The 24287-nt window shown below is 65.7% G+C and carries 24 protein-coding genes and 1 pseudogene; 12 read left to right on the top strand and 13 right to left on the bottom strand.

From position 1 onward, the window contains the following. Positions 1 to 10 precede the first annotated feature (10 nt). The 8 genes from AC07XB_RS29715 to AC07XB_RS29680 all read right to left on the bottom strand — a co-directional run bounded on the left by AC07XB_RS29715 (position 11) and on the right by AC07XB_RS29680 (position 6610). Entirely contained in the window at positions 11 to 505 is a 495-nt protein-coding gene (locus AC07XB_RS29715; protein ID WP_492830972.1) for a hypothetical protein, read from the bottom strand. 157 nt (positions 506 to 662) lie between these two features. Next, positions 663 to 1283: a 3'-5' exonuclease gene (locus AC07XB_RS29710; RefSeq protein ID WP_492830973.1), complete on the bottom strand. Its 621-nt coding sequence runs from the start codon at positions 1281 to 1283 to the stop codon at positions 663 to 665. Between the two features lie 55 nt (positions 1284 to 1338). Beyond that, positions 1339 to 2313 carry an oxygenase MpaB family protein gene (locus AC07XB_RS29705; protein WP_492387154.1) on the bottom strand — a complete coding sequence of 325 codons (975 nt, stop codon included), beginning with the start codon at positions 2311 to 2313 and terminating at the stop codon, positions 1339 to 1341. 67 nt (positions 2314 to 2380) lie between these two features. Next, positions 2381 to 3403 (bottom strand): cytochrome d ubiquinol oxidase subunit II, encoded by a 1023-nt coding sequence (locus tag AC07XB_RS29700; protein ID WP_150986716.1) that lies wholly within the window; start codon positions 3401 to 3403, stop codon positions 2381 to 2383. After that, a complete protein-coding gene (locus tag AC07XB_RS29695) occupies positions 3400 to 4779 on the bottom strand; it encodes a cytochrome ubiquinol oxidase subunit I (protein WP_492830974.1) in 1380 nt (459 codons plus the stop codon). The genes AC07XB_RS29700 and AC07XB_RS29695 overlap by 4 nt, the downstream gene beginning before the upstream one ends. 4 nt (positions 4780 to 4783) lie before the next feature. Next, positions 4784 to 5401 (bottom strand): GbsR/MarR family transcriptional regulator, encoded by a 618-nt coding sequence (locus tag AC07XB_RS29690; RefSeq protein ID WP_492376826.1) that lies wholly within the window; start codon positions 5399 to 5401, stop codon positions 4784 to 4786. A gap of 169 nt (positions 5402 to 5570) precedes the next feature. Further along, positions 5571 to 6125, bottom strand: a complete 555-nt coding sequence (locus AC07XB_RS29685) for an ATP-binding cassette domain-containing protein (protein WP_494752811.1) — start codon at positions 6123 to 6125, stop codon at positions 5571 to 5573. Next, positions 6071 to 6610 (bottom strand): ATP-binding cassette domain-containing protein, encoded by a 540-nt coding sequence (locus tag AC07XB_RS29680; RefSeq protein WP_492830975.1) that lies wholly within the window; start codon positions 6608 to 6610, stop codon positions 6071 to 6073. Before AC07XB_RS29680 ends, AC07XB_RS29685 begins: the two co-directional genes overlap by 55 nt. Positions 6611 to 6950: 340 nt before the next feature. Between AC07XB_RS29680 and AC07XB_RS29675 the strand changes: the two genes are divergently transcribed. The 9 genes from AC07XB_RS29675 to AC07XB_RS29635 all read left to right on the top strand — a co-directional run bounded on the left by AC07XB_RS29675 (position 6951) and on the right by AC07XB_RS29635 (position 14068). Continuing rightward, positions 6951 to 7841, top strand: coding sequence for an MBL fold metallo-hydrolase (locus AC07XB_RS29675; RefSeq protein ID WP_492830976.1), 891 nt, complete (start codon positions 6951 to 6953; stop codon positions 7839 to 7841). Positions 7842 to 7947: 106 nt separating this feature from the next. Continuing rightward, entirely contained in the window at positions 7948 to 8862 is a 915-nt protein-coding gene (locus AC07XB_RS29670; protein WP_492830977.1) for a LysR family transcriptional regulator, read from the top strand. A 293-nt stretch (positions 8863 to 9155) separates the two neighbouring features. Next, positions 9156 to 9902, top strand: a complete 747-nt coding sequence (locus AC07XB_RS29665) for a 3-oxoacid CoA-transferase subunit A (RefSeq protein WP_416051848.1) — start codon at positions 9156 to 9158, stop codon at positions 9900 to 9902. A 5-nt stretch (positions 9903 to 9907) separates the two neighbouring features. Then, on the top strand, positions 9908 to 10570 hold the full coding sequence (locus AC07XB_RS29660) for a 3-oxoacid CoA-transferase subunit B (protein ID WP_492830978.1): 663 nt from the start codon (positions 9908 to 9910) through the stop codon (positions 10568 to 10570). A gap of 73 nt (positions 10571 to 10643) precedes the next feature. Continuing rightward, a complete protein-coding gene (locus AC07XB_RS29655) occupies positions 10644 to 11942 on the top strand; it encodes an MFS transporter (protein ID WP_492830979.1) in 1299 nt (432 codons plus the stop codon). A 58-nt stretch (positions 11943 to 12000) separates the two neighbouring features. Further along, positions 12001 to 12336 carry a 4-carboxymethyl-4-methylbutenolide mutase MmlI gene (gene mmlI / locus AC07XB_RS29650; protein WP_492812390.1) on the top strand — a complete coding sequence of 112 codons (336 nt, stop codon included), beginning with the start codon at positions 12001 to 12003 and terminating at the stop codon, positions 12334 to 12336. A gap of 95 nt (positions 12337 to 12431) precedes the next feature. Next, positions 12432 to 12707 (top strand): muconolactone Delta-isomerase, encoded by a 276-nt coding sequence (catC, locus tag AC07XB_RS29645; protein ID WP_416051852.1) that lies wholly within the window; start codon positions 12432 to 12434, stop codon positions 12705 to 12707. 149 nt (positions 12708 to 12856) lie between these two features. Further along, positions 12857 to 13423, top strand: a complete 567-nt coding sequence (locus tag AC07XB_RS29640; protein WP_492812392.1) for a tripartite tricarboxylate transporter substrate binding protein — start codon at positions 12857 to 12859, stop codon at positions 13421 to 13423. A 333-nt stretch (positions 13424 to 13756) separates the two neighbouring features. After that, positions 13757 to 14068: an SDR family NAD(P)-dependent oxidoreductase gene (locus AC07XB_RS29635; protein WP_492830980.1), complete on the top strand. Its 312-nt coding sequence runs from the start codon at positions 13757 to 13759 to the stop codon at positions 14066 to 14068. Positions 14069 to 14373: 305 nt separating this feature from the next. On the opposite strand, the gene AC07XB_RS29630 is transcribed toward AC07XB_RS29635, so the two are convergent. From AC07XB_RS29630 to AC07XB_RS29620, 3 genes are all read right to left on the bottom strand, one after another. Then, positions 14374 to 15357, bottom strand: coding sequence for a Bug family tripartite tricarboxylate transporter substrate binding protein (locus AC07XB_RS29630; protein ID WP_492812440.1), 984 nt, complete (start codon positions 15355 to 15357; stop codon positions 14374 to 14376). A 112-nt stretch (positions 15358 to 15469) separates the two neighbouring features. Then, on the bottom strand, positions 15470 to 16723 hold the full coding sequence (locus tag AC07XB_RS29625; protein WP_492830981.1) for an alkyl sulfatase dimerization domain-containing protein: 1254 nt from the start codon (positions 16721 to 16723) through the stop codon (positions 15470 to 15472). Positions 16724 to 16734: 11 nt separating this feature from the next. Continuing rightward, a complete protein-coding gene (locus tag AC07XB_RS29620; RefSeq protein WP_492830982.1) occupies positions 16735 to 19080 on the bottom strand; it encodes an arylsulfatase in 2346 nt (781 codons plus the stop codon). A 355-nt stretch (positions 19081 to 19435) separates the two neighbouring features. Between AC07XB_RS29620 and AC07XB_RS29615 the strand changes: the two genes are divergently transcribed. From AC07XB_RS29615 to AC07XB_RS29605, 3 genes are all read left to right on the top strand, one after another. Further along, positions 19436 to 20593 carry a porin gene (locus AC07XB_RS29615; RefSeq protein ID WP_492812400.1) on the top strand — a complete coding sequence of 386 codons (1158 nt, stop codon included), beginning with the start codon at positions 19436 to 19438 and terminating at the stop codon, positions 20591 to 20593. Positions 20594 to 20795: 202 nt separating this feature from the next. Next, positions 20796 to 22112, top strand: a complete 1317-nt coding sequence (locus AC07XB_RS29610; protein ID WP_492812402.1) for an MFS transporter — start codon at positions 20796 to 20798, stop codon at positions 22110 to 22112. A gap of 145 nt (positions 22113 to 22257) precedes the next feature. Next, positions 22258 to 22968, top strand: coding sequence for a TetR/AcrR family transcriptional regulator (locus AC07XB_RS29605; protein ID WP_492830983.1), 711 nt, complete (start codon positions 22258 to 22260; stop codon positions 22966 to 22968). Between the two features lie 108 nt (positions 22969 to 23076). Here the strand turns inward: AC07XB_RS29605 and AC07XB_RS29600 are convergent. Both AC07XB_RS29600 and AC07XB_RS29595 read right to left on the bottom strand, forming a co-directional pair. Further along, a pseudogene (locus AC07XB_RS29600) lies at positions 23077 to 23184 on the bottom strand (IS6 family transposase); the annotation flags it as partial. A gap of 112 nt (positions 23185 to 23296) precedes the next feature. Beyond that, a complete protein-coding gene (locus tag AC07XB_RS29595; protein WP_492812406.1) occupies positions 23297 to 24283 on the bottom strand; it encodes a tripartite tricarboxylate transporter substrate binding protein in 987 nt (328 codons plus the stop codon). Between the last annotated feature and the right edge of the window lie 4 nt (positions 24284 to 24287).

Below are 24287 nucleotides of genomic sequence, written 5' to 3'. Positions count from 1 at the left end.
GGCCTTCAGATCAATCGACAATGACGGGCGTGTCACCTGCATCCAGGCAAACGGTCAGTTGCGAGCCTGCTTTGCTGAAGGCGCAATGCGGTAGCGGCGCGCGCAGCGCGTTGGCGAGGGGGATGGCGACGAAGATCAGGATCAATGAGCCGGCAACCACGGACCGCACGAGCGTCCTTGTGCTTGATATCGGGCGATGGCGCTGTGCGCGGGCCGCTCTGACATGCAGGAATACCCCGCCAATCAGTAGCGCCACGCCGACCAGCATCGCCGCGGCAATCTCTTCCCGCTCTGGCGATAGCAACAGGTTGCCATCGTGCGTCGCGGGATAGTGCACCAGCCACCAGGCCCCCGCGCCTGTCTGCACGATCCCGGCCATGCACCAGGCTGCGCGGTGCCCGTCCAGACGAAATGCCGTTGCCAGGAGCAAGCCCGCCATCGCCGCGATCCAGGCGCCGGCATACATCATTTGATTGAAACTACCGCCGAACAGGGTGCCGCCCACGTCCAGTGGCCGCATCCCATGGAAGTCGATCAGGCCAAGACACGTCAGGATGCCCAGAAGGGCAATCCAGCTCAGCGCGGTGTCCAGCCATAACCACCGCTTGGGCACAGGATGCGTCATTGCGTCACGGGTGCATTGCCGGCGTTCGGCCCACGCATCATCGAGCCTGGCTCTCGCCCAGCGAACGCAGGAGGGCCGGCACCTTGGCGCTGCTGGTGGCCTGCACGCGGGTGATGAGATCGTAATCCACCCGGCGCATGCCGTAAGTCTCGGCGATATCGTGCTGCAGGCGGTGCCAGAGGTGGCAGGTCATCTGCGCGTCGGCCATGGCCCGGTGGGCGCGCCCGGCCTTCGGCAGGCGCAGCATATCCACCAGCGTCGACAACCTGTGGTTCTGCGCATGCGGGTAGACGCGCCGCGAAACGAGCATCGTACAGGCAAAGGTCTGATCGGCCGGCATGCCCAGCAGCGAGAGCTCGGCTTGCCAGAACCTGCGGTCGAACCCCGCGTTGTGGGCCACCACGGGATGCTTGCCGACGAACTGGGCCACCTCCCGCATCACCTTCGACGCCGTGGGTGCCGATGCAATCATGTCGTTGGTGATGCCGGTAAGGTGCACGACGTCCGAGGGAATGCGTCTGCCCGCGTTCATCAGGCTTTGATACTGGTCGACGACTTCCCCGTCGCGCAGCAGCATGACTGCGATTTCCGTGGCACGGTCGCCTTGACGCGGTGACAGTCCTGTCGTTTCAAAATCCAGAACCGCAACGGTCTGCATGGTGTTCTTTTCCTGTTTCCTATGGTTAGTGAATCGCCCGCCCCGGGGTGGCGGGTCAGGACGACTGCGTCTGCGCTGCCGGTGCGGGCTGCATCGCCCGCCGCCGCGCGCGCGCCGCCAGGCCGCTGCCCAATGCCCAGCGCAACGTGGGCGCCAGCACGCGCATTCCGGCCAGCGAGACCGGACGGCGGATCGCGGTGCTGCCATGCAGCCCGAGCTCGCGCTGCGCCCAGCGCGGCAATAGCGCAATGCCAGCGTCTCCCATGACCCGCACCGCCGGCACCAGCAGCGGGCTGGCCACCGGCATGGCCATGACCAACCGCACCACTTCGCGGGTGCGCTCGCTCACTACCAGTTGAGGGCGCATGCGCTCCAGGTAGCCGGCGATGGCGTCGGCGCTGCGTGGCACGCCGGTGGCGCCCAGGCGCTCGGCGATCTGTGCCACTTCCGCGTAGTAGCGGTCCTGCTCGGTGACCGAGAGCGGGCCGACATAGCGCAGGTAGGCGGTGAGAAAGCTCGACACCTCCGCCACATGCACCCAGGTCAGCAACGCCGGATCGTCGGCCGCGTAGGGGCGGCCATCTGGCGCCGTGCCCTTGATCGCCGCGTGGATGCGCCTGACCCGGTCAATCAGCGCCAGCGCATCGGCGCGGTTGCCGTAGGTGGTGCCGGCGATGAACTGCGCGGTGCGGCCCAGGCGGCCCTGCATATCGGTACGAAAGGTGGAATGATCCCATACTCCGGCCAGCGCCAGCGGATGCATGGTCTGCATCAGCAGGGCGCTGACGCCGCCGGCCAGCATCGCGGGGAAATCCGCGTGCACGCGCCAGCAGACTGCGTCCGGCCCGAACAGGCCGGAATCCCCGGGCGGGTTGTCGTAGTCGAGGCTGAGGCCGGAGTTGCTGCGGGTCAGGCCCCGCACCTGCGCGCCGGCACGGGCGCGCAGGCGGTCGAGCAGCCGCCGGGGGAGGGGGACGGCCTGGGGCGTGGAGGGTGGGGTGCCGGGTTGTTGGCCTTGTGAGCCGCTCATAGGTGCCTGGGGTGCGAGATATGCGAGGTTGATCGAGCGCCGCTCAGTCAATGCTCAGTAGTAATGCTCAGTAGTAATGCAGGTCGGTCGCCTTCCCCCAGAATACACGGTAGGCATACACCGTGTAACCCAGGATGGTCGGCAGCACCACTGCCGCGCCCACCAGGATCACCCCCAGCGACTCCGGCGCGCTCGCAGCTTGCCAGATATCGATCTTGTCCACCACCAGGTAGGGGAAGATGCTGTAGGCCAAGCCGTTGAACGCCATCAGGAAAATCACCGCCGTGCCGGCGAAGGGCACCCAGCACCAGCGGTCGTTGCCGCGGTCGTGCATGGCCGGCAGGCGCCGCAGCAGGCGGTCGATGAGGATGAACAGCGCCACCGTGACCAGTGGGATCGGCGCCAGCAGGATGATGTTGGGCAGCGAGAACCATTTGTCGAAGATGCGCTGGCTCACCATCGGCGTGACCAGCGAGATCGCCGCCACGCCAATGCCCGTCAGCCACAGGCTGCGGCGCGCCCAGTACATGGCGCGCCGCTGCAGGCTGCCGCTGGTCTTCATGATCAGCCAGCCCGCGCCCAGCAGGCAGTAGCCCGCCACCAGGCACAAGCCCACCACTACCGCAAAGGCCAGGTCGAGCCAGCCGTGCTGGAATCCCGTGATATACAGGCCGAGCATCAGGCCCTGCGAGAACGCGGCCAGCAGCGAGCCGGCGTAGAACGCGCGGTTCCACCACGGCTTGTGGTGCGCGCGTGCCTTCACGCGGAAGTCGAACGCCACGCCGCGCAGGATCAGCCCCGCCAGCATCAGCGCCACCGGCAGGTAGAGCTGGGTCAGGATCACGCCGTGCGCAATGGGAAAGGCCACCAGCAGCAGGCCCACGCCCAGCACCAGCCAGGTCTCGTTGGCATCCCAGAACGGGCCGATTGAGGCGATCATGGTGTCCTTGTCGGCATCGTCCGCGCGGCGCAGCAGCACGCCCACGCCCAAGTCGTAGCCGTCCAGGATCACGTAGACCAGCATGGAGATGCCCATCAGGGCCAGGAACACCAGCGGCATCCAGCCGGCGGGTTGGGTCAGGTCGGTCATTCTGCGCTCCGCAGTTCGCCAGGCAACACGGCTTGAGGGGGTTCGGTCCGCGGGTTATCCGCCTTCGGGTCGGTCCCGGCCTTGCGCGCCAGGTGGAACACCACCGAGACATAGGCCGCGATCAGCGCCAGGTAGAGTGCCAGGTACATCGCCAGCGTGGAGGCGATCATCGCCGCCGGCACCTTGGACGCGGCCTGCGCTGTGGTCAGCACGCCGTACACCAGGTAAGGCTGGCGGCCAATCTCGGTCACGTACCAGCCAGCCACCAAGGCCACCCAGCCGGAGAAGGTCATGGCAATCAGCACGCGCGCCATCCACGGCGCGGGCTGGCCGCCACGGCGCAACTGCCACGCCGCCACCCACGATGCCGCCAGCATCAGCAGGCCCACGCCCACCATGATCCGAAAGGCGAAGAACAGCGGCGCCACCGGCGGGTGCTTGTCGCCAAAGGCATCGATGCCCTTGATCTCGCCATCCATGTGATGCGTCAGGTAGAGCGAGGCCAGCTTGGGAATGGCGATCTCGAAATCATTGCTTTGCGTGCTTGCGTTGGGCACGCCGAACAACACGGCGGGCGCGCCCTTCTCCGTCTTCCAGATCCCCTCCATCGCGGCGATCTTGGCCGGCTGGTGGTGCAGCGTATTCAGGCCATGCAGGTCGCCCGCCACGATCTGCAGCGGGATCAGCACCGCGGCAATGGTCACACCGGTGCGCAGCGACGACAGCACCTCCGGCGCGCGGTCGCCACGCAGCCAGCGATAGGCCGAAATGCCTGCCAGCAGGAACGCCACGGTCAGCCCCGACGCCAGCAGCATATGCACGAAGCGGTACGGGAACGACGGGTTGAGGATCACCGCCAGCCAGCTCGTCACGTGCGCGCGGCCATCGATCATCTCGAAGCCCGCCGGGGTTTGCATCCACGAATTCAGCGCCAGGATCCAGAACGCCGACAACGTGGTGCCGCCCGCCACCAGCAAGGTGGCGATGGTATGCGTGCGGTTGCTCACCCGGCGCATGCCGAACAGCATGATGCCGAGGAAGGTCGCCTCCAGGAAGAACGCCGTCAGCACCTCATAGGCCAGCAGCGGACCGGCCACGTTGCCCACGGTCTCCATATAGCCCGGCCAGTTGGTGCCAAACTGGAAACTCATGGTGATGCCGCTGACCACGCCCAGCGCAAAGGTCAGCGCAAAGATCTTCACCCAGAAACGGTACGCCGCCATCCAGCGTTCATCGCCGGTTTTATTGAAGCGCAGCTTGAAAAACAGCAACACCCAGCCCAGCGAGATGCTGATGGTGGGAAACAAGATGTGGAACGTGATGTTGGCGGCAAACTGCACGCGCGCAAGCACCACCGGGTCGAGCGACGAGAACATGCAACTACTCCTTCCGGGTGCGGGTCGTCTTGGCTTTCACGGCACTGGCAGGGGGCGTGCCGGCGCGGGCTTTTCCGCCGATGGCAAGGCTGAGCTTGTCCTTCACGTCCAGCAGCTTGTTGACCTTGGAGCCGAGCTTCATCAGCTTCTCCAGCGTGGCCACATCCAGCTTCTGGATCTCGCCGAACCAGCTCGTCACCAGTAGGATCAGCCCGTACATCTCCTTCATCCGCTCCTGCGCATGGCGATCGTCCGGATCGCTCACGGTCTCCAGCTGGACTTCGCGCAGCATGGACAACGTGGGGTCGATCTCGCGCCGGCGGCGTTCCTCCGCCAGGGTGCGGAAAATCGCCCAGACATCGTCAGGTGCCGAGAAATACTCGCGGCGGTCGCCCGGCTGGTGAGATAGCTTGACCAGGTTCCACGACTCCAGCTCCTTCAGCCCGATGCTGACATTGGAGCGCGAGAAGCCCAGCGCCTCGGCGATTTCGTCGGCGTTGAGCGGGCGGGAGGCGGTAAACAGCAAGGCATAGATTTGCCCAACCGTGCGGTTGATGCCCCAGCGGCTGCCCATTTCACCGAAGTGAAGCACGAAGCGCTGGATCAGGGGCGACAGATGCATCTTGTTTGTTTTGAATTTTTAGGAAGTTGTGAAAGTTTAGTACGAAAAGGCGATCTATGCTGCGGTGCGGGGTGCGACAACGGGTCGCTGCTGTCTGGCGTCACTGTCACGTGTCACGTCTCAAAGTTAGTGGGTTTTGTTTCGCAGTTGGTGGGTTGAATTCTCAAAGTTAGTGGGTAAAAGGAACGGCCGGCGGGGCGCCATGCCAAGTGTCACGTCTCAAAGTTGTTGAGTTTTGTCCCGAACGACACATAACCAGAAGTGCAGATGTCGGCATTTTCGTATTGCTGCGTTGGCAGGGAAGCGCTGCCCAGCGTGGTCTTGCCGGAGCCAGAGCCGCCCACCACCGCAACCACTTCGACGGGCCCGGCACGGGCGGGCGATTGTCGTCGCGCTTTGGCAGGGCGTCGATCAGGCTGCGCGCATACGCCTCGCGCGGGTTGCGCAACACATCTTCGGCCGGGCCCGATTCGACCTGGCTGCCGCGCCTTAGCACCAGCACCGAGTCGGCGTAGTGGGCGACCAGTTGCAGATCATGCGTCACCAATAGCACGGCGGTGCCACTGGTGCGCGTGAGGTCGGCCATGATTTGCATGACTTCCCGCTGGCTCAGCGCGTCCAGCGCTGTGGTCGGTTCGTCGGCGATCAGCAGGCGGGGCTTGAGCAGTATCACCGAGGCCAGCATGATGTGTTGGCGCATGCCGCCCGAGAACGCGTGGGGTATGACGCCATGCAGTTTTCCGGGTCCGCGATCTGAACGCGCCGCAGCATGGCCACGGCACGCTCGCGCGCGGCCTGCGCCGTCAGCTTCTCGTGCAACATCAAGCCTTCGCGCAGTTGAGCGCCTACCGTCATCGCCGGGTTGATCGAGACCATGGGCTCCTGGAAGACCATGCCCGCCACCTGACCGCGCAACCCGCGCATGCCGCGCTCCGAAGGGATAGCGATGTCGCTGCCCGCAAGCGCGATGGTGCCGCCGGTCTGGTGCACCTGCGCCGGCAAGGGGCGCATCACTGCGCGGCCGGCCATGGTCTTGCCGCTGCCGGATTCGCCGACCAGCGTCAGCACTTCGCCCGGCACGATGTCGAACGAGATGCCGTTGAGGATCTGGGCGCCGGCCGCGCTGAGCAGCGTCAGCGCTATGCATACGCTCGGGGCAATGCCCAGCCAGGCAGCGGATTCGATATAGGGGCGGCCGGAAGACAGCATGTTGCCCCACGGATGGCCTTCACCCTGCTGATACGCTTCCCACACCTCACAATTTGGAAATACGACACGGTTTTGTGCCGAGCACAGGGAGCAAGTCGGGGAACTGCCGTCGCAGCCTCTCAGGCGGCGCAGGGGGAGGGTGGCAGTCAGGCGAGGCGGAGGGCAGGGGCGGACGTCGCCGGATGCCGCTGGCTGCGGCGGGTAACGCCGTCCGAAACCCCACTTTCGGAAAGCGAAATTGGCACCTGCGGCGAAATCGTCGATGCTTGGAGCCTGCCAAGCGGAGCCGCCGGGCGCACCGGTCCCGGTCCGCATAGAACAAAGAAGGAGACACCGTATCATGATGCAAACGCGCACCGTCGGCGACCTGAAGGTCACCCGTATCCTCGAATATGCCGGTCCCACGCACGATCCGGCCTTCCTGTTCCCCGACATCGACCGCTCGGTCCTGGATGCGAATGCCGGCCTGATGGCGCCGCACCATTGGATCCCTCACATGAACAAGCTGATCGTGACGATCCAGTTCTGGGTGGTGCACGCGGGGAGCCATATCATCGTCGTCGATACCGGCGTGGGCAACTTCAAGCCGCGCGCGGGCATCGCACGCATGAACATGCTCAATACCCTGGTGCGCGAATGGATGATCGCGGCCGGGGCGCCGCCGGAGAAGGTCACCCACGTGGTCATGACGCACCTGCATGCCGACCACGTCGGCTGGAACACCACTTGGCAGGACAACCGCTGGGTCCCCACCTTCCCCAACGCGCGCTACTACCTCCCCAAGGACGACTTCGTCTTTTGCGAGCAGGGCCGCAACAAGGCGCCGGGCGTGGTGGACGTGTTCGGCGAATCGTTCTTCGACAGCGTGATGCCGGTGGTCGACGCGGGGCTGGCCGAGATGATCGAGTCGGGGCGCGAGATCGCCGATTGCCTGCAGGTAGAGTCCGCCGCCGGCCACAGCCCGGGACAGGTCGCGTTTCGGGTCCGTTCGCGCGGCGAGGAGGCAATCTTCTGTGGCGACATCCTGCACAGTCCGCTGCAGATCGTGCGCCCGGACGTGAACTCCGGCTACTGTATCCGCCCGGACCTTGCCCGCAGCACGCGCCTGACCTTCCTCAACCAGGCCGCAGACACCGGCGCGCTGGTGCTGCCAGTGCATTTCGGCGAGCCGTACTGTGGCTACGTGCGGCGCCAGGGCCATGGCTTCCGCTTCGAGCCGGCGGGCTGGTAGCACAAGGCGGCCGGGCTGCGCGCCGGCGCCCGCGCCATGGCGCCAGGTTTCTCCCGCATCGGGGTTATCATTCCCTGCTACATGATTGAGCCGCGAGACCTGCTGCATGGCTGTTCCCTTCGACATCACCGACTTCCGCCTTTTCGTCAACGTGGCGGAAACGCGCAGCCTGACCCGCGGCGCCGAGCGTTCGTTTCTTTCGGTGCCGGCGGTCAGCAACCGCATCAAGAATCTCGAGGACACGCTCGGCGTACGCCTGCTGGAGCGCTCGCCGCAGGGCGTGGCGCTGACGGCTGCCGGCGAGGTCTACCTGCACCACGCGCGCGTGGTGCTGGCCGAGTTGGAGCGGCTCACCGGCAACCTGCAGCCCTTCACCGCGGGCCTGAGCGGACAGGTCAAGCTGGTGGCCAACACCACCGCCATAACCGAATACCTGCCGCCGGTCATCGGGGAGTACCTCGCCACCCATCCGGATGTGCGCATCGACGTGCGCGAGCGCCTGAGCGATGACGTGGTGCGCGTGGTCCGCGAGGGCGGCGCCGATCTCGGCATCATCTCCGGCAATGTGCCTACCGCGGGCCTGCAGGCAGTGCCCTTCGTCAAGAGCGCGCTGATCCTGGTCGCGCCGCTCGGCCATCCGCTGCTCGCGGAGCCGGCCGTGTGGTTCGAGCAGTCGCTTGAGCATGCCTTCGTCGCCTTGCTCGAGGGCAGCGCCTACCAGATGTTCCTGACGCGCGCTGCGGGCGCGCTGCACAAGCGCATGACAATCCGGGTGCACGTGGCCAGCTACGACGCCACCTGCCGCATGGTGGCCGCCGGCGCCGGCATTGCCATCATGCCCAAGGCCGCCTTCGCGCGCCTCAAGGCCGAGCAGCGCATCGGCTGCAGCGACCTGCTCGACGACTGGGCCGTGCGCACCTTCCAGGTCTGCGCGCGGGACCTGGAAGGCTTGTCCAGCTTTGCGCGCGAGTTCGCCAACCGCCTTATCGGCCACTACGCGCCCGCCGGCGGCGCGGCCTAGCTGCGGGGGCGGCGGGCCACCTGTCACTCTTCCCGCCCACCCGGGGCGCCTTCTCTTTCCCTTCTCTTCGCCTTCCTTTCACCGTTCGCAGTTGCCCTCGGCACAGCGCGCGAGGCCCTTCGCCGTTCGTCGCGCATGGCATAAGCGCACCTTGCCGAAGGCTTCCCGCCGGCCCTTCACGACGGCCCTGACCCAGTCTTTAACGCAGTGCTAAGGGTGCTTGCAAATCGCGAAATTGTTTGGCTGGCAGGTGCATGGCAATCTTGCCGTACCCGATAACAACGACGCGAGACATGATCGACAAGCTCTACGCAACAGCGCGCGAGGCGGTGGCCGACGTGGCCGATGGCGCCACCATCGCCATCGGCGGATTCGGCGGCGCCGGCATGCCCGACGAATTGATCGATGCCCTGGTCGAACAGGGGGCCAAGGATCTCACCGTGGTGAGCAACAACGCCGGCAACGGCGACACCGGCCTCGCCGCGCTGCTCAAGGCGCGCCGCGTACGCAGGCTGATGTGCTCCTTCCCGCGCCAGCGCGATGCCTATGTCTTCGAGGCACTGTACCGCGCCGGCGAGATCGAGCTCGAAGTGATTCCCCAGGGCACGCTGGCAGAGCGCCTGCGCGCGGCCGGCTGCGGCATCGGTGGCTTCTATACGCCGACCGGCCACGGCACGCTGCTGGCGGCAGGCAAGGAGGCGCGCCGCATCGGCGCGCGCGACTACGTGCTCGAGTATCCCATCCACGTTGACGTGGCCCTGATCAACGCCGCGGCAGCCGACCGCTGGGGCAACCTCGTCTATAACAAGACCGCGCGCAACTTCGCACCTGTGATGGCGATGGCCGCCACCACCACCATCGCCGCGGTGACGCGTGTGTGCGAACTGGGAGAACTGGACCCAGAGGCCGTCGTCACGCCCGGCATCTTCGTCAAGCGCGTGGTGCTGCGCGACGGTGCCCGTGCGCTGCCGATGCGCGGGCTGGAAGGCGCGGCGGCAAACCTGCAGGCAAGCGCAAACGCAAACGTACAGGCAAGGTGAGGCAAATGGACCAAGTGGCAAGAAACCTGCTGGCCGCGCGCGTCGCGCGCGACATCCCCAACGGCGCTTACGTCAACCTCGGCATCGGCCTGCCCACGCTGGTGGCCAACCATCTGCCGCGCCACCGCGAAGTCATCCTGCACAGCGAGAACGGCGTGCTGGGGCAATGGTCGGCCGCCGAACCCGGCCAGGAAGACTGGGAGCTGATCAACGCCGGCAAGGAAGCGATCCGGCTGGAACGCGGCGCGGCCTTTTTCCACCACGCCGACGCCTTCGGCATGATGCGCGGCGGCCATCTCGACATCTGCGTGCTTGGCGCCTTCCAGGTCTCGGAACGCGGCGACCTCGCCAACTGGCACACCGGCGCGCCCGACGCCATCCCCGCGGTGGGCGGCGCCATGGACCTGGCTATCGGCGCCAAGCAGGTGTTCGTGATGATGGACCATCTGACCAAGGATGGCGCGAGCAAGCTGCGCCACCAGTGCAGCTACCCGCTCACCGGGATGGCATGCGTAGGCCGCGTGTACACCGAACTCGGCACCTTCGCCATCGGCCCGCAAGGGGTGTCGGTCATCGAGATCGTCGGCGACATGTCGCCGCAGGCGCTGCAGTCGGTCACCGACGTGGCGCTCGACTTCACGACGATGGTCATGGCCGAGTACGCCTGAGCACGGGGCGGGAGCCGCGCACGGCAGCAGGACCAAGAAAAGACAGAAGAGTCAGAACAGACAGGAGACGACAATGACAGGTTGGTACAAGGCTGGGAATGCCCAGCAGAAGAAGACGTTCTGGGCCTGCTATTCCGGCTGGGCGCTGGATTCCTTCGACATGCAGATGTTCAGCTTCCTGCTGCCCGCGCTAACCGCGGCGTGGGGCCTGAGCAAGGCCGAAGTGGGCGTCCTGGGCACCGTGGCGCTGGTCGTCACTGCCATCGGCGGCTGGGGCGCCGGCATCCTCAGCGACCGCTACGGCCGCGCGCGCATCCTGGTGTTCGCCATCGTCTGGTTCACGTTCTTCGGTGTGCTTGCCGGCTTCGCGCAGTCGTACAACCAACTGCTGGTCGCGCGCACGCTGCAAGGGCTGGGCTTCGGCGGCGAATGGGCCGTCGGCGCCGCGCTGATGGCCGAGGTGATCGACCCCAAGCACCGTGGCAAGGCCATGGGCTTCGTGCAATCCGGCTTCGCCCTGGGCTGGGCGCTGGCGGTGGTGGTGGCCACGGCGCTGCTGGCCTGGTTGCCGCATGAGCTGGCCTGGCGCGTGGCCTTCTGGAGCGGCGTGATCCCGGCCTCGATCGTGCTCTTCATCCGCCGCCACATCAAGGACTCGGCCATGTTCGAGCGCGCCAGGCAGAGCCGCACGGCGCGCGCCTCGCTGGCCTCGGTGTTCAGCCGCCAGTACGCGCGCTCGCTGATCCTCTCCAGCGTACTGGTGATCGGCCTGCAGGCCGGCTGCTACGCCATCCTGATCTGGCTGCCCTCGCTGCTCGCCCAGCGCCAGGTGGCCGCGTCCTCGATGATCGTCACCGTATTCATCATGTCCTTCGGCTCGTTCTGCGGCTTCGCCGTGGCCGCAGACCTGGCCGACCGCATCGGCCGGCGCCCCACGCTGATAGGCCTGGCCGTGTGCGCGTGGATCGTCACCGCCTGCTATATGCTGCTGCCGCTAAACCCGGTGCTGGCCGCCGTGCTCGGCTTCCTGGTCGGCTTCTCCGCGATCGGTATGTTCGCCGCGCTGGGGCCTTTCCTGAGCGAGATGTTCCCCACCCAGGTGCGCACCACCTGCATGGGTTTCGCCTACAACGTCGGCAAGTCTGTGGGCGCGGGCTCCGTCGTCGGCGTCGGCGTGCTATCCACCCACATCGGCCTCGCCAACGCCATGGGCGCCTTCTGCCTGGTGGCCTATGCCGTCGCCGTGTTCGGCATCCTGCTGTTGCCCGAGACACGAGGCATCGTCATCGAGCACATCGGCGCGGCGGAAGGCGCCAACGCCGATACCCGCGCCGTGACAGCGCTCGCCGAGCCCGCGCGGGCGCATACTTGATGCGCGGCGCCGGCAGGCGCGCGCCACACAGAACTGATCCATACCAAGAGGAGACACGATGATCCGCATGCTGTACCTGCTGGTGAAGCCAGAAGGCATGTCCGATGCCACCTTCCGCGCCGAATGCCGGCGGCACTACGACATGTCGCACGACGTGCCGGGCCTTCACAAATACGAGGTCCGACTCGTCGCCGAGCAGCCCACCGACACCCACGTGCCCTTCTTTAGCATCGGCCACGTCGATGCCATCGGCGAATGCTGGTTCGAGAACGAAGCGGCCTACGCCACCTATATGGCTTCCGACATCCGCAAGACTTGGTTCGAGCACGGCAAGACTTTCATCGGCCGGCTCAAGCCCTTGCGCACCGAGACGGTCGGCGACGGCGCGGGCTGAGCCGGACCAGCCCCCGCTGTCCACTACCGGGCGGGCCCCGGCCGGCGCATCGCGCGACCGTGCCCCGCCAAGCAACCATCCTTCAAGGACACACCATGCTTTACCACGTGCAGATGGAAGTGAAGATCCCCGACTCCCTGCCGGCCGAACAGGCCGACGCCATCAAGGCCGCCGAGAAGGCGCGGGCCATCGAGATCCAGAAATCCGGGAAGTGGCCTCATCTGTGGCGCGTCGTGGGCCGCTACGCCAACGTCAGCATCTTCGATGTGGAGAGTAACGATGAACTGCACGCGCTGCTGTCGTCGCTGCCGCTGTTTCCCTATATGACCGTCCAGGTCACGCCGCTGGCGCAGCATCCGTCGGCGATCTGATGGCGGCGGGGCAGGCTCTGGCCATACCGCCGCGGACCGCTTCAATGACAAAGCCGGCCGGCCTTGCGTGAGACAACCATGAGATCCCAGCCGATAGCCTGGGCGAGCCGATCGGCGCCACGAAGAGCACGCTCTCGCTGGGCCTGGGCGTGAAGTCCTTGACCGGGTCGTACGGCAGGTTCGCCTTCGACTACGTCAAGGCCAGCCCGACCGAGCTGGCCTATTGCTCCTGGGGCGTTGGCTCCGGCGGCCATCTCGCCATGGAGGTCCTGAAGGCCAGGACGGGCATCAAGCTGCGACATGTGCCCTACAAGACGGCCACCCAATGCAGCAACGACCTGGCGGCCGGGCACGTGCAGATAGGCTTCGCTGATTCGGTATCCGCGTTGCCGCACCTGAAGTCCGGCCGCATTCGCGCCGTGGCGGTCTCCGGGCCGGAGCGGCTGCTACCGCTGCCCGACGTGCCAACCATGTCGGAGCAGGGGGTGAAGTTCGACTACGCCAGCTGGCTGGCCGTGTTCGGGCCCCGGAACCTGCGGGCGTCGATCGTCTCGCGGCTCAACGCGGAGATCAGCAAGATAATCGCGTCGCCCACCGAGCGCGCTTCGAGGCCATCTACCTACGGCCCGGCGCGCCGTCCAAGCCCGAAGACCTTGGCCGGCTGGTGCGCGACGACCTTGCCGCCCGGGGCGAAGCCGTCAAGATCGCCGGGCTGAAGGCGGAGTAGCGGTGCGACGCCAGATCAAAAGAGATTAAACAACTAGCGAGAACGGGAGACAGAGCAGGCGAAGAACAAGGTATGGACGGTGTTGGGGACTCGCGTTGCTGGCAGGCGATGTTTGCGCGGGGACTATGCACTTGTTCGGCATCGTGGATGCGTCGATCGAATATGCAAAGGGCTCCGACAGCGTGGTGCGGATACGCGAAGGGCGGACACAGGCACGATTCGCGGCAAATCCCTGAATTGAGGTCAATCTGATTGGCGCCTTCCATACGGCGCGCGCCGCCATCGCGCATCTGCGCCGGCGTGGCGGCGTGGCGGCGGCAAGATGATCTTTACCGGTTCCGGCTCGCGCTACCGGCCAAATCCGGGGATGTCATCCTACGCCAGCGCCAAGCTAGGCATGTGGATGCTCATGCAGACACTGGCCGTGGAATTGCAGGACGCCAACATCAGCGTCAATGAACTGATCCCCGGGCCTGTTCGCGCCGAGATGACCGGCTTCGGCGAGACACTCGCGCTAGCCGGGGAATGGATGAAGAATCCGGAAGACGTGGTGCCGCTGGCATTGTTCCTGGTAGGACTGGGTGATGCCGGGCCGACTGCCCAGAGCTTCAGCCTGATGCGGCGCGCCGGCTAGCGGGACTGGCCCCGCTAGCCGGCCGGAACGGATGCGGCGTCTGCCCATGCCAGCGGCGGAAGGCATTGATAAGACTGGCCGCTGCGGCATGATCCGGCTCGCACGTAAATACCCGAAGACCCAGACCAGATTGGGCGCGCCCGTGAACACCATGCCGCGGTATGGTGGCGGTGTCGGAGAAGTTCGGAGGTCTGTCGTCGATGGTGAAGGCAATGTCGCCGAGCTCACTCAGATCAACGCCCCAGCCACCAAGACCGCAAGGCACTAGAGGGTTGGTGACTGGCAATCCGGAGATGGAGAGCGTCCTACTCGGCGCTGATTTGGTTTGCTCGGATGACTTCGCTCCACATCCGGATATCGCTGCGCACGGTCTGCGCGAACTGCTCGCTGCTTTTGGGCGGCATCTCGGACATGTTCAACTGGATGAAGCGCTCCCGCATCTCCGGGTCGGCCAGCACGCGGTTCACCTCCGCGTTAAGGCGTTGCACGATCGGCGCTGGTGTGCCGGCCGGCGCGAACATGCCATACCAGCTATCGGTATGGAAGGGAAAGCCCTGCTCGGTCATGGTGGCAAGGTCGGGCAGGGCCGGACCGCGGCGCGTGCCGCTCAGCGCGATGACCCGGATCTTGCCGGCGCGGATCAACTGCAAGGGCGAGGAAGAATCGACGAAGGCCACCTTGACGATGCCGCCCTGCAGGTCGTTCAGGATCTGCGGCACCGTCTTGTATGGCACGTGCCGCAGCTTGATGCCGGCCTGCATCTTGAGCGACTCCATAGTCAGGTGGCCGCCGGAGCCCACGCCCCAGGAGGCGTAGTCGTAGGCATCGGGATTGGCTTTGATGTAGGCGACGAACTCTTTCAGGTTGCGCGCGGGGAAATCCGGCGAAACCACCAAGAAATTGCCCCCTGAGCCAACCTGGGCCACCGGGATCAGGTCGCGCAAGGCATCGTAGGGCAGCTTCGGTTGCAGGGTCTGGTTGATCACCACGGACGCCGCATAGGTAAACAACAGCGTGTAACCGTCCGGCTTGGCCTTGGCGACGGCGTCGTTGCCGATCATGCCGGTAGCACCGGTCCTGTTGTCGATCACGATGCTTTGCTTGAGCGCTTTGCCCAGGCGCTCGGCTAGCAGGCGGGCAAAGAGGTCGGTGCCGCTACCGGCCGAAGACGGCACAACCAGGCGGATAGGCCGCGCCGGCCAAGCGGGTTCGGCATGGGCCGCGCCAGCCGCCGCCAGGTTGCCGGCGCTTGCCAATGCCGCCATGGCGATCCCGCCGAGGCTGCGCATGGCATGCCGCCGTGAGATGACGCCGCTCCGCACAGGGTTGGGCGATGGGCATTGCTTTGCGATGTTGGACATGTTTGTCTCTCTTGGAGCCCGTGAGGGGCCTGTGCCAGCGTCAGCGAATGCCAAAGGCGTGCCCGTTGCCTTGCTCGATCATGTCCGCGGTTGCCGTATAGAGGCTGCGCGACACATAGCTTCGGACCTGGCCAGCGCGCTCCCGCAGCCAGCGGGCCTTGAGCGACCTTGCCTTGGCGAGCGTGGGCGTATCGTCGCGCGCGGTAGCCAGCACGTCGATCACATGCAGGGCGAGCTGAGTCTCACCGCGTTCCGCCAGCGCCTGCGCATGGCGGATCACGGCGTCATGGTCGGCGATGGCCGCGACGATCTCCGCGGCCGCCCGCTCGGGCGGCGCCGGATGCAGGGAGGTCGGGTTGCGGTCCCACCACCCATTCTCCGAGCGGTAGATGTCGCGTGCGATGTAACTCGGATCGCCATAGGTCGGCCGCATCCAGGGCTGGTCGAACAGCTCGGGCGGCAGTTCTAGCGACGCCAGTACCTCGCGCTCGCCGCAGCCCGCATTCATCAGCCTGACAACCTCGGCGCGCAGCCAGCGCAGCGCGCGCGCCGTCTGCGTCAAGACGTGCTGGCACGATTCGCTGCCTTCAAGGGTTGCGCCAAACTCGCGTACCACCGTGCCTGGCTGGAGCGCGGCAAGCCGCTCCAGCGTCTCGGCCCAGCGCACGGTGTCGCGCAGGGTGCGGAAAGGTGTGCCGATATTCGGGATCGAATCGATGACGGCCGGGCCGCCATACAGCAGCCGCAGGCCGGGCAGCCAGACGGCGATGGCGTCGTCGGTTTCCGACGGGGCCCAGATGATCTCGACGCGCCGCGCGCCCTGTCCGAGGGTCATCCCATCGGTGAAGGTCTCGGTCGGCGCGGGGCAAACCAGGCGTCCGGCGAGCTTGCCGGCGCGGTGCCGGAACTGGATTTCGGCCATGCGTTCCTGCAGGCCCATGGTGGCCTGGTAACGGGCCCGGCGGCCGATCACATTGGCGTGGGCGAGCACGCGCGGCGCCGGCTCGCCGCGCCCGCTCGCATGTGCCAACCATTCGGGCAGGCCGGCGTTGTAGCCGATGTGGCCGTGGCTGAAGCAGATGGCGATGACCGGCAGGTCCGTACTGGCGCGCAGGGCGGCAATCATGCCGCGCGTGACCTTGCCGCCGGGGCCAGCATCCACTACCAGCAAGCCGCCGCCAACGTCGGCCACGAAAGACTGGCCTTGGCCGTGCAGCAGCCATACGCCTTCTGCCACGGCCTCGCAGCCAGTGCCTGTCACGAGTGCCGAAGGACGGTCTTCGATGTCTTGCATGTTCTGTCTCCTTATTTGTAGCGCAGCCAGACTTCATGGACGGTGCCGCTGAACCGGAACGGTGCGCGGTCGAAATACTCATGCGCGACGGGCGAGCCGAGGTCGCACCCGATGTCGAAGGTTTCACATGCACTGAAGGCACCAGGCACCGTGATGCCCACCTCCGCCGCGGCAATCTGCTCGCCGTTCACGCGTAGCACATAGCTGGCGGCGCGCCTGGGTGCCCGGCCTTCGGACATCGTGAACTCGATCTCCAGGGCGTGCCTGCCTGCAGAGAGGCGATCGGGCGAGCGCACTTTGTAGCGGCACATCCCCAGCATGTTGTATTCGTAGGCGAGGTAGCCGTCGTCCATGAAGAGGCTGACGCCGCCGTTGAAGCCGCCCATGGCATAGAGCACGCCGCTGGCGCGCTCGCCGAACTCGGCATCCACGGTGGCGATGTGGTCGCGGGAGCGGATGTTCGGCGCGGCGTTCTCGGGAATGCGCGTGATGTCCCCACTAAAGCGCCAGGCAGCCTGCTTGGGGGCGACGCGGTCTGTCGGATGGATCACCACCCGATAGACCGCGCCCAACGGGTAGACCTTGTTGATCCCCGCCTGCGCGGCGAACATATCCTTCATCTGCGCCAGCTTCCCGGGCTGTTCCTGGGCCAGGTCCCGTGCCTGCGAATAGTCCGTGCGGATGTGGTAAAGCTCCCAGACATCGTTGTCCGGATCCCAGGTATCCAGCCCAGGCGTCGTGGTCACCCAGGGAATGCGCGGCCCGAACACACCTGCCGTCCAGCCATCGTGATGCACCATGCGGCTGCCGGCGACCTCGAAGTACTGCACGCCCTTGCGGCCGGCCGCGGCCGGCTCGGCGAAGGTGTAGGCCATCGATATGCCGTCCAGCGAATCCTGCGCCACGCCGTTGAGTTCAAGCGGCGCAGTGATGCCCAGGATGTCGTAGATGGTGGGCGCGATGTCGTTTACATGATGGAACTGCGTGCGCGGCACGCTATCCGGCTTGATGCCGCGTGGCCACGAGACCACCAGGGGCGTGCGCGTGCCGCCGAAGTGGGCGGCAATCAGCTTGGTGCTCTGAAATGGCGTGGATCCGGCCCAGGCCCAGCCGGCGTGGTACATATTGTTGGTCTTGCGGCCGCCCAGCGCGTCGAGCCCGCCCAGGCCGTCCAGAACGTCAAGATGCTGCTCGATCGTGCTGGGGATGCGGTTCTGCGCAAGCAATTCGACAACGGTGCCGTTCTGTCCTTCCGCACTGCCGCCGTTGTCGCTGAACACAAAGAACACCAGCGTGTTCTCGCGCAAGCCCAGGCGTTCCAGTTCATCAATGATCTTGCCAAGCTGCGCGTCGGTATGTTCCAGGAAGCCCGCATAGACTTCCATCAGCCGCCTCTGGAAAGGGCGTTCGGCTTCGGGGATGCTGTCCCAGCCTGGCAGGGTGTCAGGGCGCGGCGTGAGCTCTGCGGATTCCGGGATCCAGCCCATCTCTTTCTGGCGCGCGAAAGCGCGTTCCCGGTAGGCATCCCATCCGTCGTCGAACTTGCCCTTGTACTTGTCGGTCCATTCCTTGAAGACCTGATGTGGCCCATGCACCGCGCCAGGCGCCCAGTACATCATGAATGGCTTGTCCGGCGTGATGGCGGTATGGCGGCGCAGCCAGCGCGCGGCTTTCTCGGCCATGTCCTCGGTCAGGTGGTAGCTCTCGTCATGCGGTGGCTCGATCAGCGTGGTGTTCTCGACCAGGCGCGGCTCGTACTGGGAGCTTTCGCCGCCCAGGAAGCCGTAGAAGTGGTCAAAACCGTGACCTGTGGGCCAGCGGTCGAACGGGCCCATCTGCGTGGTCAGGTTGGCGGGTGTGTTATGCCATTTTCCAAAGGCGGCGGTGTTGTAGCCCCAGGCCCGAAGCACTTCGGCCAGGGTGCCGGCGCTTTGGGGAATTACCCCAACGTAGCCGTCCCAGTCCGTGGCGTATTCGGAAATATGCCCGTAGCCGACGCGGTGCGCGTTACGCCCGGTGAGCAGCGAGGCGCGCGTGGGCGAGCACACGCCGCAGTTATGAAAGGCGTTGTAGCGGATGCCGCTGTCGGCTAGCCGCGTGAGCGTGGGCGTATGGATTTCACCGCCGAAGGTGTCCGGGTGCGCAAAACCCGCGTCGTCCAGCATCACGATCATCACGTTGGGCGCGTCCCGCAGCAGCGGCTCCGCTTTGCGGCGCTGGTGGGTGGACTCGGACAGCTTGCGTCCTGCCACGCTGGCACTGGGCGGCGCTGGAAAGGGCAGGTGGCTGCCCGCACCGGGGGTGGTGTTGTAGGTGCCGATACCGGACCCGGCCTCGGTCTTTTCGGGCTTCTCCATGTCGTCTCTCTCCATGTTTTGGCGCTGCATACGTGTACTGGACGGGTCAGGATAGCAATAATCTCCTGCATTAATACTTAGCATTATCCCTAGCGAGCTGATGCGCGGACCGCCAGTCATGTGGCGTCCTGGCCGCAACTGTGTCGAAATTGTGCTGCAAGATACACGCCATCATTGATGAGCCGAGAACAGGACGCAACGCGATCGGGAAATCCCCAGATGCCCGAACGAATTCGTGCGCTTAATCTCTCGCATTACAAATTAAGACATCGGATTAAACAAGGGCATGGCGCGGTCGAGCGCGGCACGCGTGTCCATGTGCGATCCCTTCAACGAACACAACGGAGGAAGACTGATGAAGAAGAAAGTGCTGTTCGCCGTGGCCGCTGCCAGCGTATTGGGGCAGGGGGCTTATGCGCAATCGTCGGTGACGCTGTACGGCGTCGTGACCGCAAGCATGCAGTACGTGAACCACGCGCAAAACGTAGCCAACGGCGTGCTGGCGCCCGGCAGCGGCTCCCAATACCTGATGAACTCGTCGGGCATCGCCCAGTCGCGCTTCGGCCTGCGCGGCGTGGAGGATCTCGGGGGCGGGCTGCAGGGCCTGTTCGTGCTCGAAAGTCAGTTCAACACCGACAACGGCCAGCTTGGCGGTGGCCTGTTGTTCGGCCGGCAAGCCTTTGTGGGCCTGAAGGGCGGCTACGGGCGGGTGACCTTCGGGCGCCAGTACACGTCTTCCTTCCTGACCATGGGCAACTTCATGCCCGCTGCCTACGCGCCCGAGTTCGAACCGGTAGTGGGCTTTGCCGGTCCGAACTTCCGCGAGAACAACATGGTCCAGTACCAGGGCCAGTTCGGTGGGGTCTCGCTGAACACGCATTGGTCCCTTGGCGAGCGCAGTGGCAGCCTGGCCGCGGGGTCGGCTTATGGCATCGGCGCCTCCTACTTTTCCGATGGCTTTGGCCTTGGTGTGGCCTATGACGAGGTGAAGACGCTTAACACTGCCCAGGCCACTGGCGCTTCCGGCTCGAACGATTATGGCCGCGACATGCGCGCCGCCATCGGCGCGAGCTATACGCTTGGCAAGGTCAAGTTGATGGGCGGCTACCGCTGGGGCAATTCGGTGGCGCCCGCCACCGGCACGCCTACGCTGCTGCCGCATCGCGACGATATGTACTGGCTGGGCCTGAACTGGGAAGCGACGTCGGCGCTGCGCCTGACATTGGCCTATTACTACGACGACATCAAGCAGGCCACCATCGCCGGCAGCAAGGTCAATCCACCGAATCCGCAGCAGTATCTGGCGCTGGCGGATTACAGCATTTCCAAGCGGACCGATTTCTTCGCCGCGGCGATGTATGCGCGCAATGCTTCGCTGAACTGGGACAACATCGCTTACCTGCCCAACGGGCAGTCGGTCGGCTATTTGCCGGCCACCTCGCAGACGTACTACAAGACGCCGGGCGCCAGCGGGCAGCTCGGGGTTTCGCTGGGCATCCGCACGATCTTCTGAGGGCGCTGTCCCGCGTACAGCGCTGCGTGCGCCGCACGCAAGGCCGATCCGCCGCGTACGGGGAAAACCCCAGTGTGCGCTGCGTTCGATTACAACTAAGCTCGATGCCCTAGGTAATCCTGGGGATTAATTCAAGGTGGTCGGTGCGGCACCCGAGGTGGTTCTCGGCGTGCCCGCCGCATGCGCCATGGAGTACTGAACCATGCCGGATTCGCTGACAACTTCCCCGCCGCAGGACGCCATGCGCGACCAGGGTGCCGCCGTGCGCGCCAACGCGTACCAGCCCCGCAAGGCATGGGCGATGGCCACCTGGCTGACGGTGTTCTCCTCCATCAACTTCCTGGACAAAGTCGTGCTGGGCATGGTGGCCGTGCCGGTCATGCGCGAGCTTCACCTCAGCCCGACGCAGTTCGGCCTGATCGCGGGCAGCTTCTTCTGGCTGTTCTCTGTGTCGGCGGCCGTCGTGGGCTTTATCGGCAACCGAGTGGCGGCGCGCTGGCTGCTGCTGACCATGGCGATCCTGTGGTCGCTGGTGCAGCTTCCGGTGGCGTTCGCCTCCGGCGCCGCGGCGCTGCTGGCGTCGCGCGTGATTCTCGGCGCGGGCGAGGGACCGGGTTTTCCGGTATCGGTGCACGCGCTGTACAAGTGGTTCCCACACGAGAAGCGCAACCTGCCGGTGGCCCTGATCAACCAGGGCGCGGTATTCGGCTTGCTGCTGGCAGGGCTGGCCGTGCCCTTCATCACGCAGCACTGGGGCTGGCGCGCCAATTTCCTCCTACTGTCTGCCGCGTCGGCACTGTGGGCGCTTGGCTGGCTGTGCTTCGGCCGCGAAGGCACGCTGCAAGCCGAGCCGGTGCGGCTTGCAGCGGGCCGGCGTGTGCCTTACCGCCGGCTGCTCACGGATGCGACCGTGTTGTCGGGCTTCGTGGCCGGCTTCGCGGCTTATTGGGGGCTCGCCTTGGTGCTGACCTGGATGCCGTCCTACCTGGAGCAGGGGCTAGGATATGACGATGTGACCGCCGGCAGGATGTTCGCGGTCATCGTGGCCGTTGGCGTGCCGGTCAGCCTGACGCTGAGCTGGTGCTCGCAGCAGTTGCTGCGGCGGGGCGCTTCCTCGCGCGTGGCGCGGGCGGTGTTCGGCAGCGCTTGCGTCGGCGCCGGCGGCTTGCTGTTCCTGGCGCTGCCGCTGCTTTCGCTTGCGCCGGGGGGGAAGGTGGCGTTGCTGGCGCTGGCGGCGACGCTGCCGCCGGTTGCGTTCGCGGTAGGGCCGGCCATTCTTGCAGAGATCGTTCCCGATGCGCAGCGCAGCGCCATCATCGCGCTGAGCACGGCGGTGGCGACCAGCGCCGGCGCGATCGCGCCGGTGGTGATGGGGCGCCTCGTGCAGGTGCAGGGCCATGCCGGCGCGCATGGTTTCGAGCTCGGCTTCACGGTGTGCGGCGCGGTCATGCTGGTTGGCGCCATCATCGGCGTGCTGGGCCAGAATCCCGCGCGGTCGCTGCGGCGCTTGCGCGGCTAGTCATACTTGTCTCAGACGCGGGCGGCATGCTTGCCCGCTTGATGGCATTGCACCCATAATTCCAAATATTAAAATATGGGAACAACAGTTTATGAGCCATGGACGCCAGCGTTCTCTTGCTACGGTCCTTGCCGATAGCGCGCTAATGGAAAAGCCGCCGGCGCGAAAGGCTTCAGCCGAGGCCGGGCAGGCCAGCGGCAATCCGCTGGAAAGCGAGACGGCCCGGCGCATGCTTGAGATCGCCGAGCGTCTGTTTGCCGAGCATGGCGTCGAACTGGTGCCGCTGCGCCAGATCGTGGTCGAAGCGGGCCAGCGCAACCGCTCGGCGCTGCACTATCACTTTGGCTCGCGCGAGGCGCTGGTCAGCCAGCTGCTTAATTTCCGCCTGACCCATATCAACAAGGTGCGCAACCACTACCTGGACGAAGTCGAGGCGGCCGGCCTGGGTGGCGATGTGCGGGCCATCGTGGAGGCATCGATCAGCGCGCTTGCCGATACCATCTGCGACACGCCCTGGGGCGCGCTCTATGTGCAGGTGCTGGCGCAGGCCACCTTCAGCCCGAGCCTGGTCAACGCGGACATGATCGATTTCGACGCGATGTCCGGCGTGCTGCGGTCCAGGAAGATGATTGCCGCTGCGTTGCCCGGCATCCCGCGCAAGGTCTTGCATAACCGCCAGATGTGGTTCAACAACAGCGTGGTCTATTCGCTGGCGCAGTGGTGCCGCCAGACCCAGGGCCCTGCAAAGCGCGGCCAGCCTCCCGTCGCGGACCTGGTGGATTACTGCACCGCCGCGCTGATGGCGCCCATCGGCAAGCTGCGGGCGGTGCCGCGCAGCAGGACCCGGCCCGCTTGACGCGGGGCATGATTGCACGGGGGATACGAAATTGCGCTATCACGGTCACCGGAGCAGTAGGACATCATGTTCGGTACCGTACTGATCGACTGCCCGCCATAGCAGTTAAGGCTCACCGCGCAGCGTAACAAGCACTTCGTCCAAATGCCATGTACTGCTGGGCTAGCGGCGGGCGGCCTTGACGCGGTGCGCGAAGCCCTCACCAAATTCATCGCACTATCTGGCGCAACCGCTTCGGCAACGTGACGACGCCACGGGCACGGGCCAGCACAGGTGGGACGTTACACAGACGGTCTCACCTGTGCTCAGCGGGGGCGCGGCCGGGCGCTCAGTCGAGCTGAATATGGGCGTCGCGCACGATGCGGGCCCACTTAGGCGTATCCGTGCTTACCAGCGCCGCCAGTTCCTCAGGCGTGGAGCCTACCGGCTGGAGCCCCATGGTCGCCAGCCGCTGCCACACCTCGGGCACCTTCGTGATGCGGGCGACCTCGGCCGACAGCCGGGCCGTGATATCGCGCGGCGCGCCTGCCGGGAGGAAAAAGGCGAGCCAGCCGCTGGCCTCGAAACCGGCAAAGCCGGCCTCGGCGAAGGTCGGCACTGACGACAGCGCCTTGTGCCGCTGCGCGCCAGTGATGCCGAGGACACGGAATTTTCCCGAGTTCAGGTAAGGATAGGCCGACGACACGTCAATAAACGCCGAGTCCACCTGCGCGCCCAGCAAGTCGCTCACAAGTGGCGCCGCCCCCTTGTAGGGGATGTGGACCAGGTCGATGCCGGCCTGCATCTTGAACTGCTCGCCGTGCAGGTGAGATGACGTGCCGTTGCCGTAGGAGCCGTAGCTGAGCTTGCCCGGGCTGGCCTTGGCCAGGGCCACGAACTCGGCCAGCGTGCGGGCCGGCACCCGATTGGGTACCACGAACAGGTCCGACGAGCGTGCCACCAGCGAAACCGGTGCGAAGTCACGCTCCACGTTGTACGGAACCTTCTTGTACAAACCGGGAGACTGGATCATCGCGGTGATGGCAAACAACATCGTATAGCCATCCGGTGCCGCCTTAGCCACGATGTCGTTGCCCAGCATGCCGCTGGCGCCGGGCTTGTTGTCCACCACCACCGGCTGGCCCAAGGACTGGGACAGCCGCTGCCCTATCAGCCGGGCCACCGTATCGGTGCCGCCACCGGCCGGATAGGGCACCACCAGCCGCAGCGGGCGCGAGGGATAGGTGCTTTGCGCGCGTACGCTCCCGTTTCCCAGCGCCGCCGCGCCAACCAATGCGGCCGCTTGCGCCAGCCAGTGTCTTCTTTCCATCTGCATGGCT

This window comes from Cupriavidus sp. GW821-FHT02F09 (genome assembly GCF_059421605.1).
This window is presented reverse-complemented; position numbering and strand designations above follow the sequence as displayed.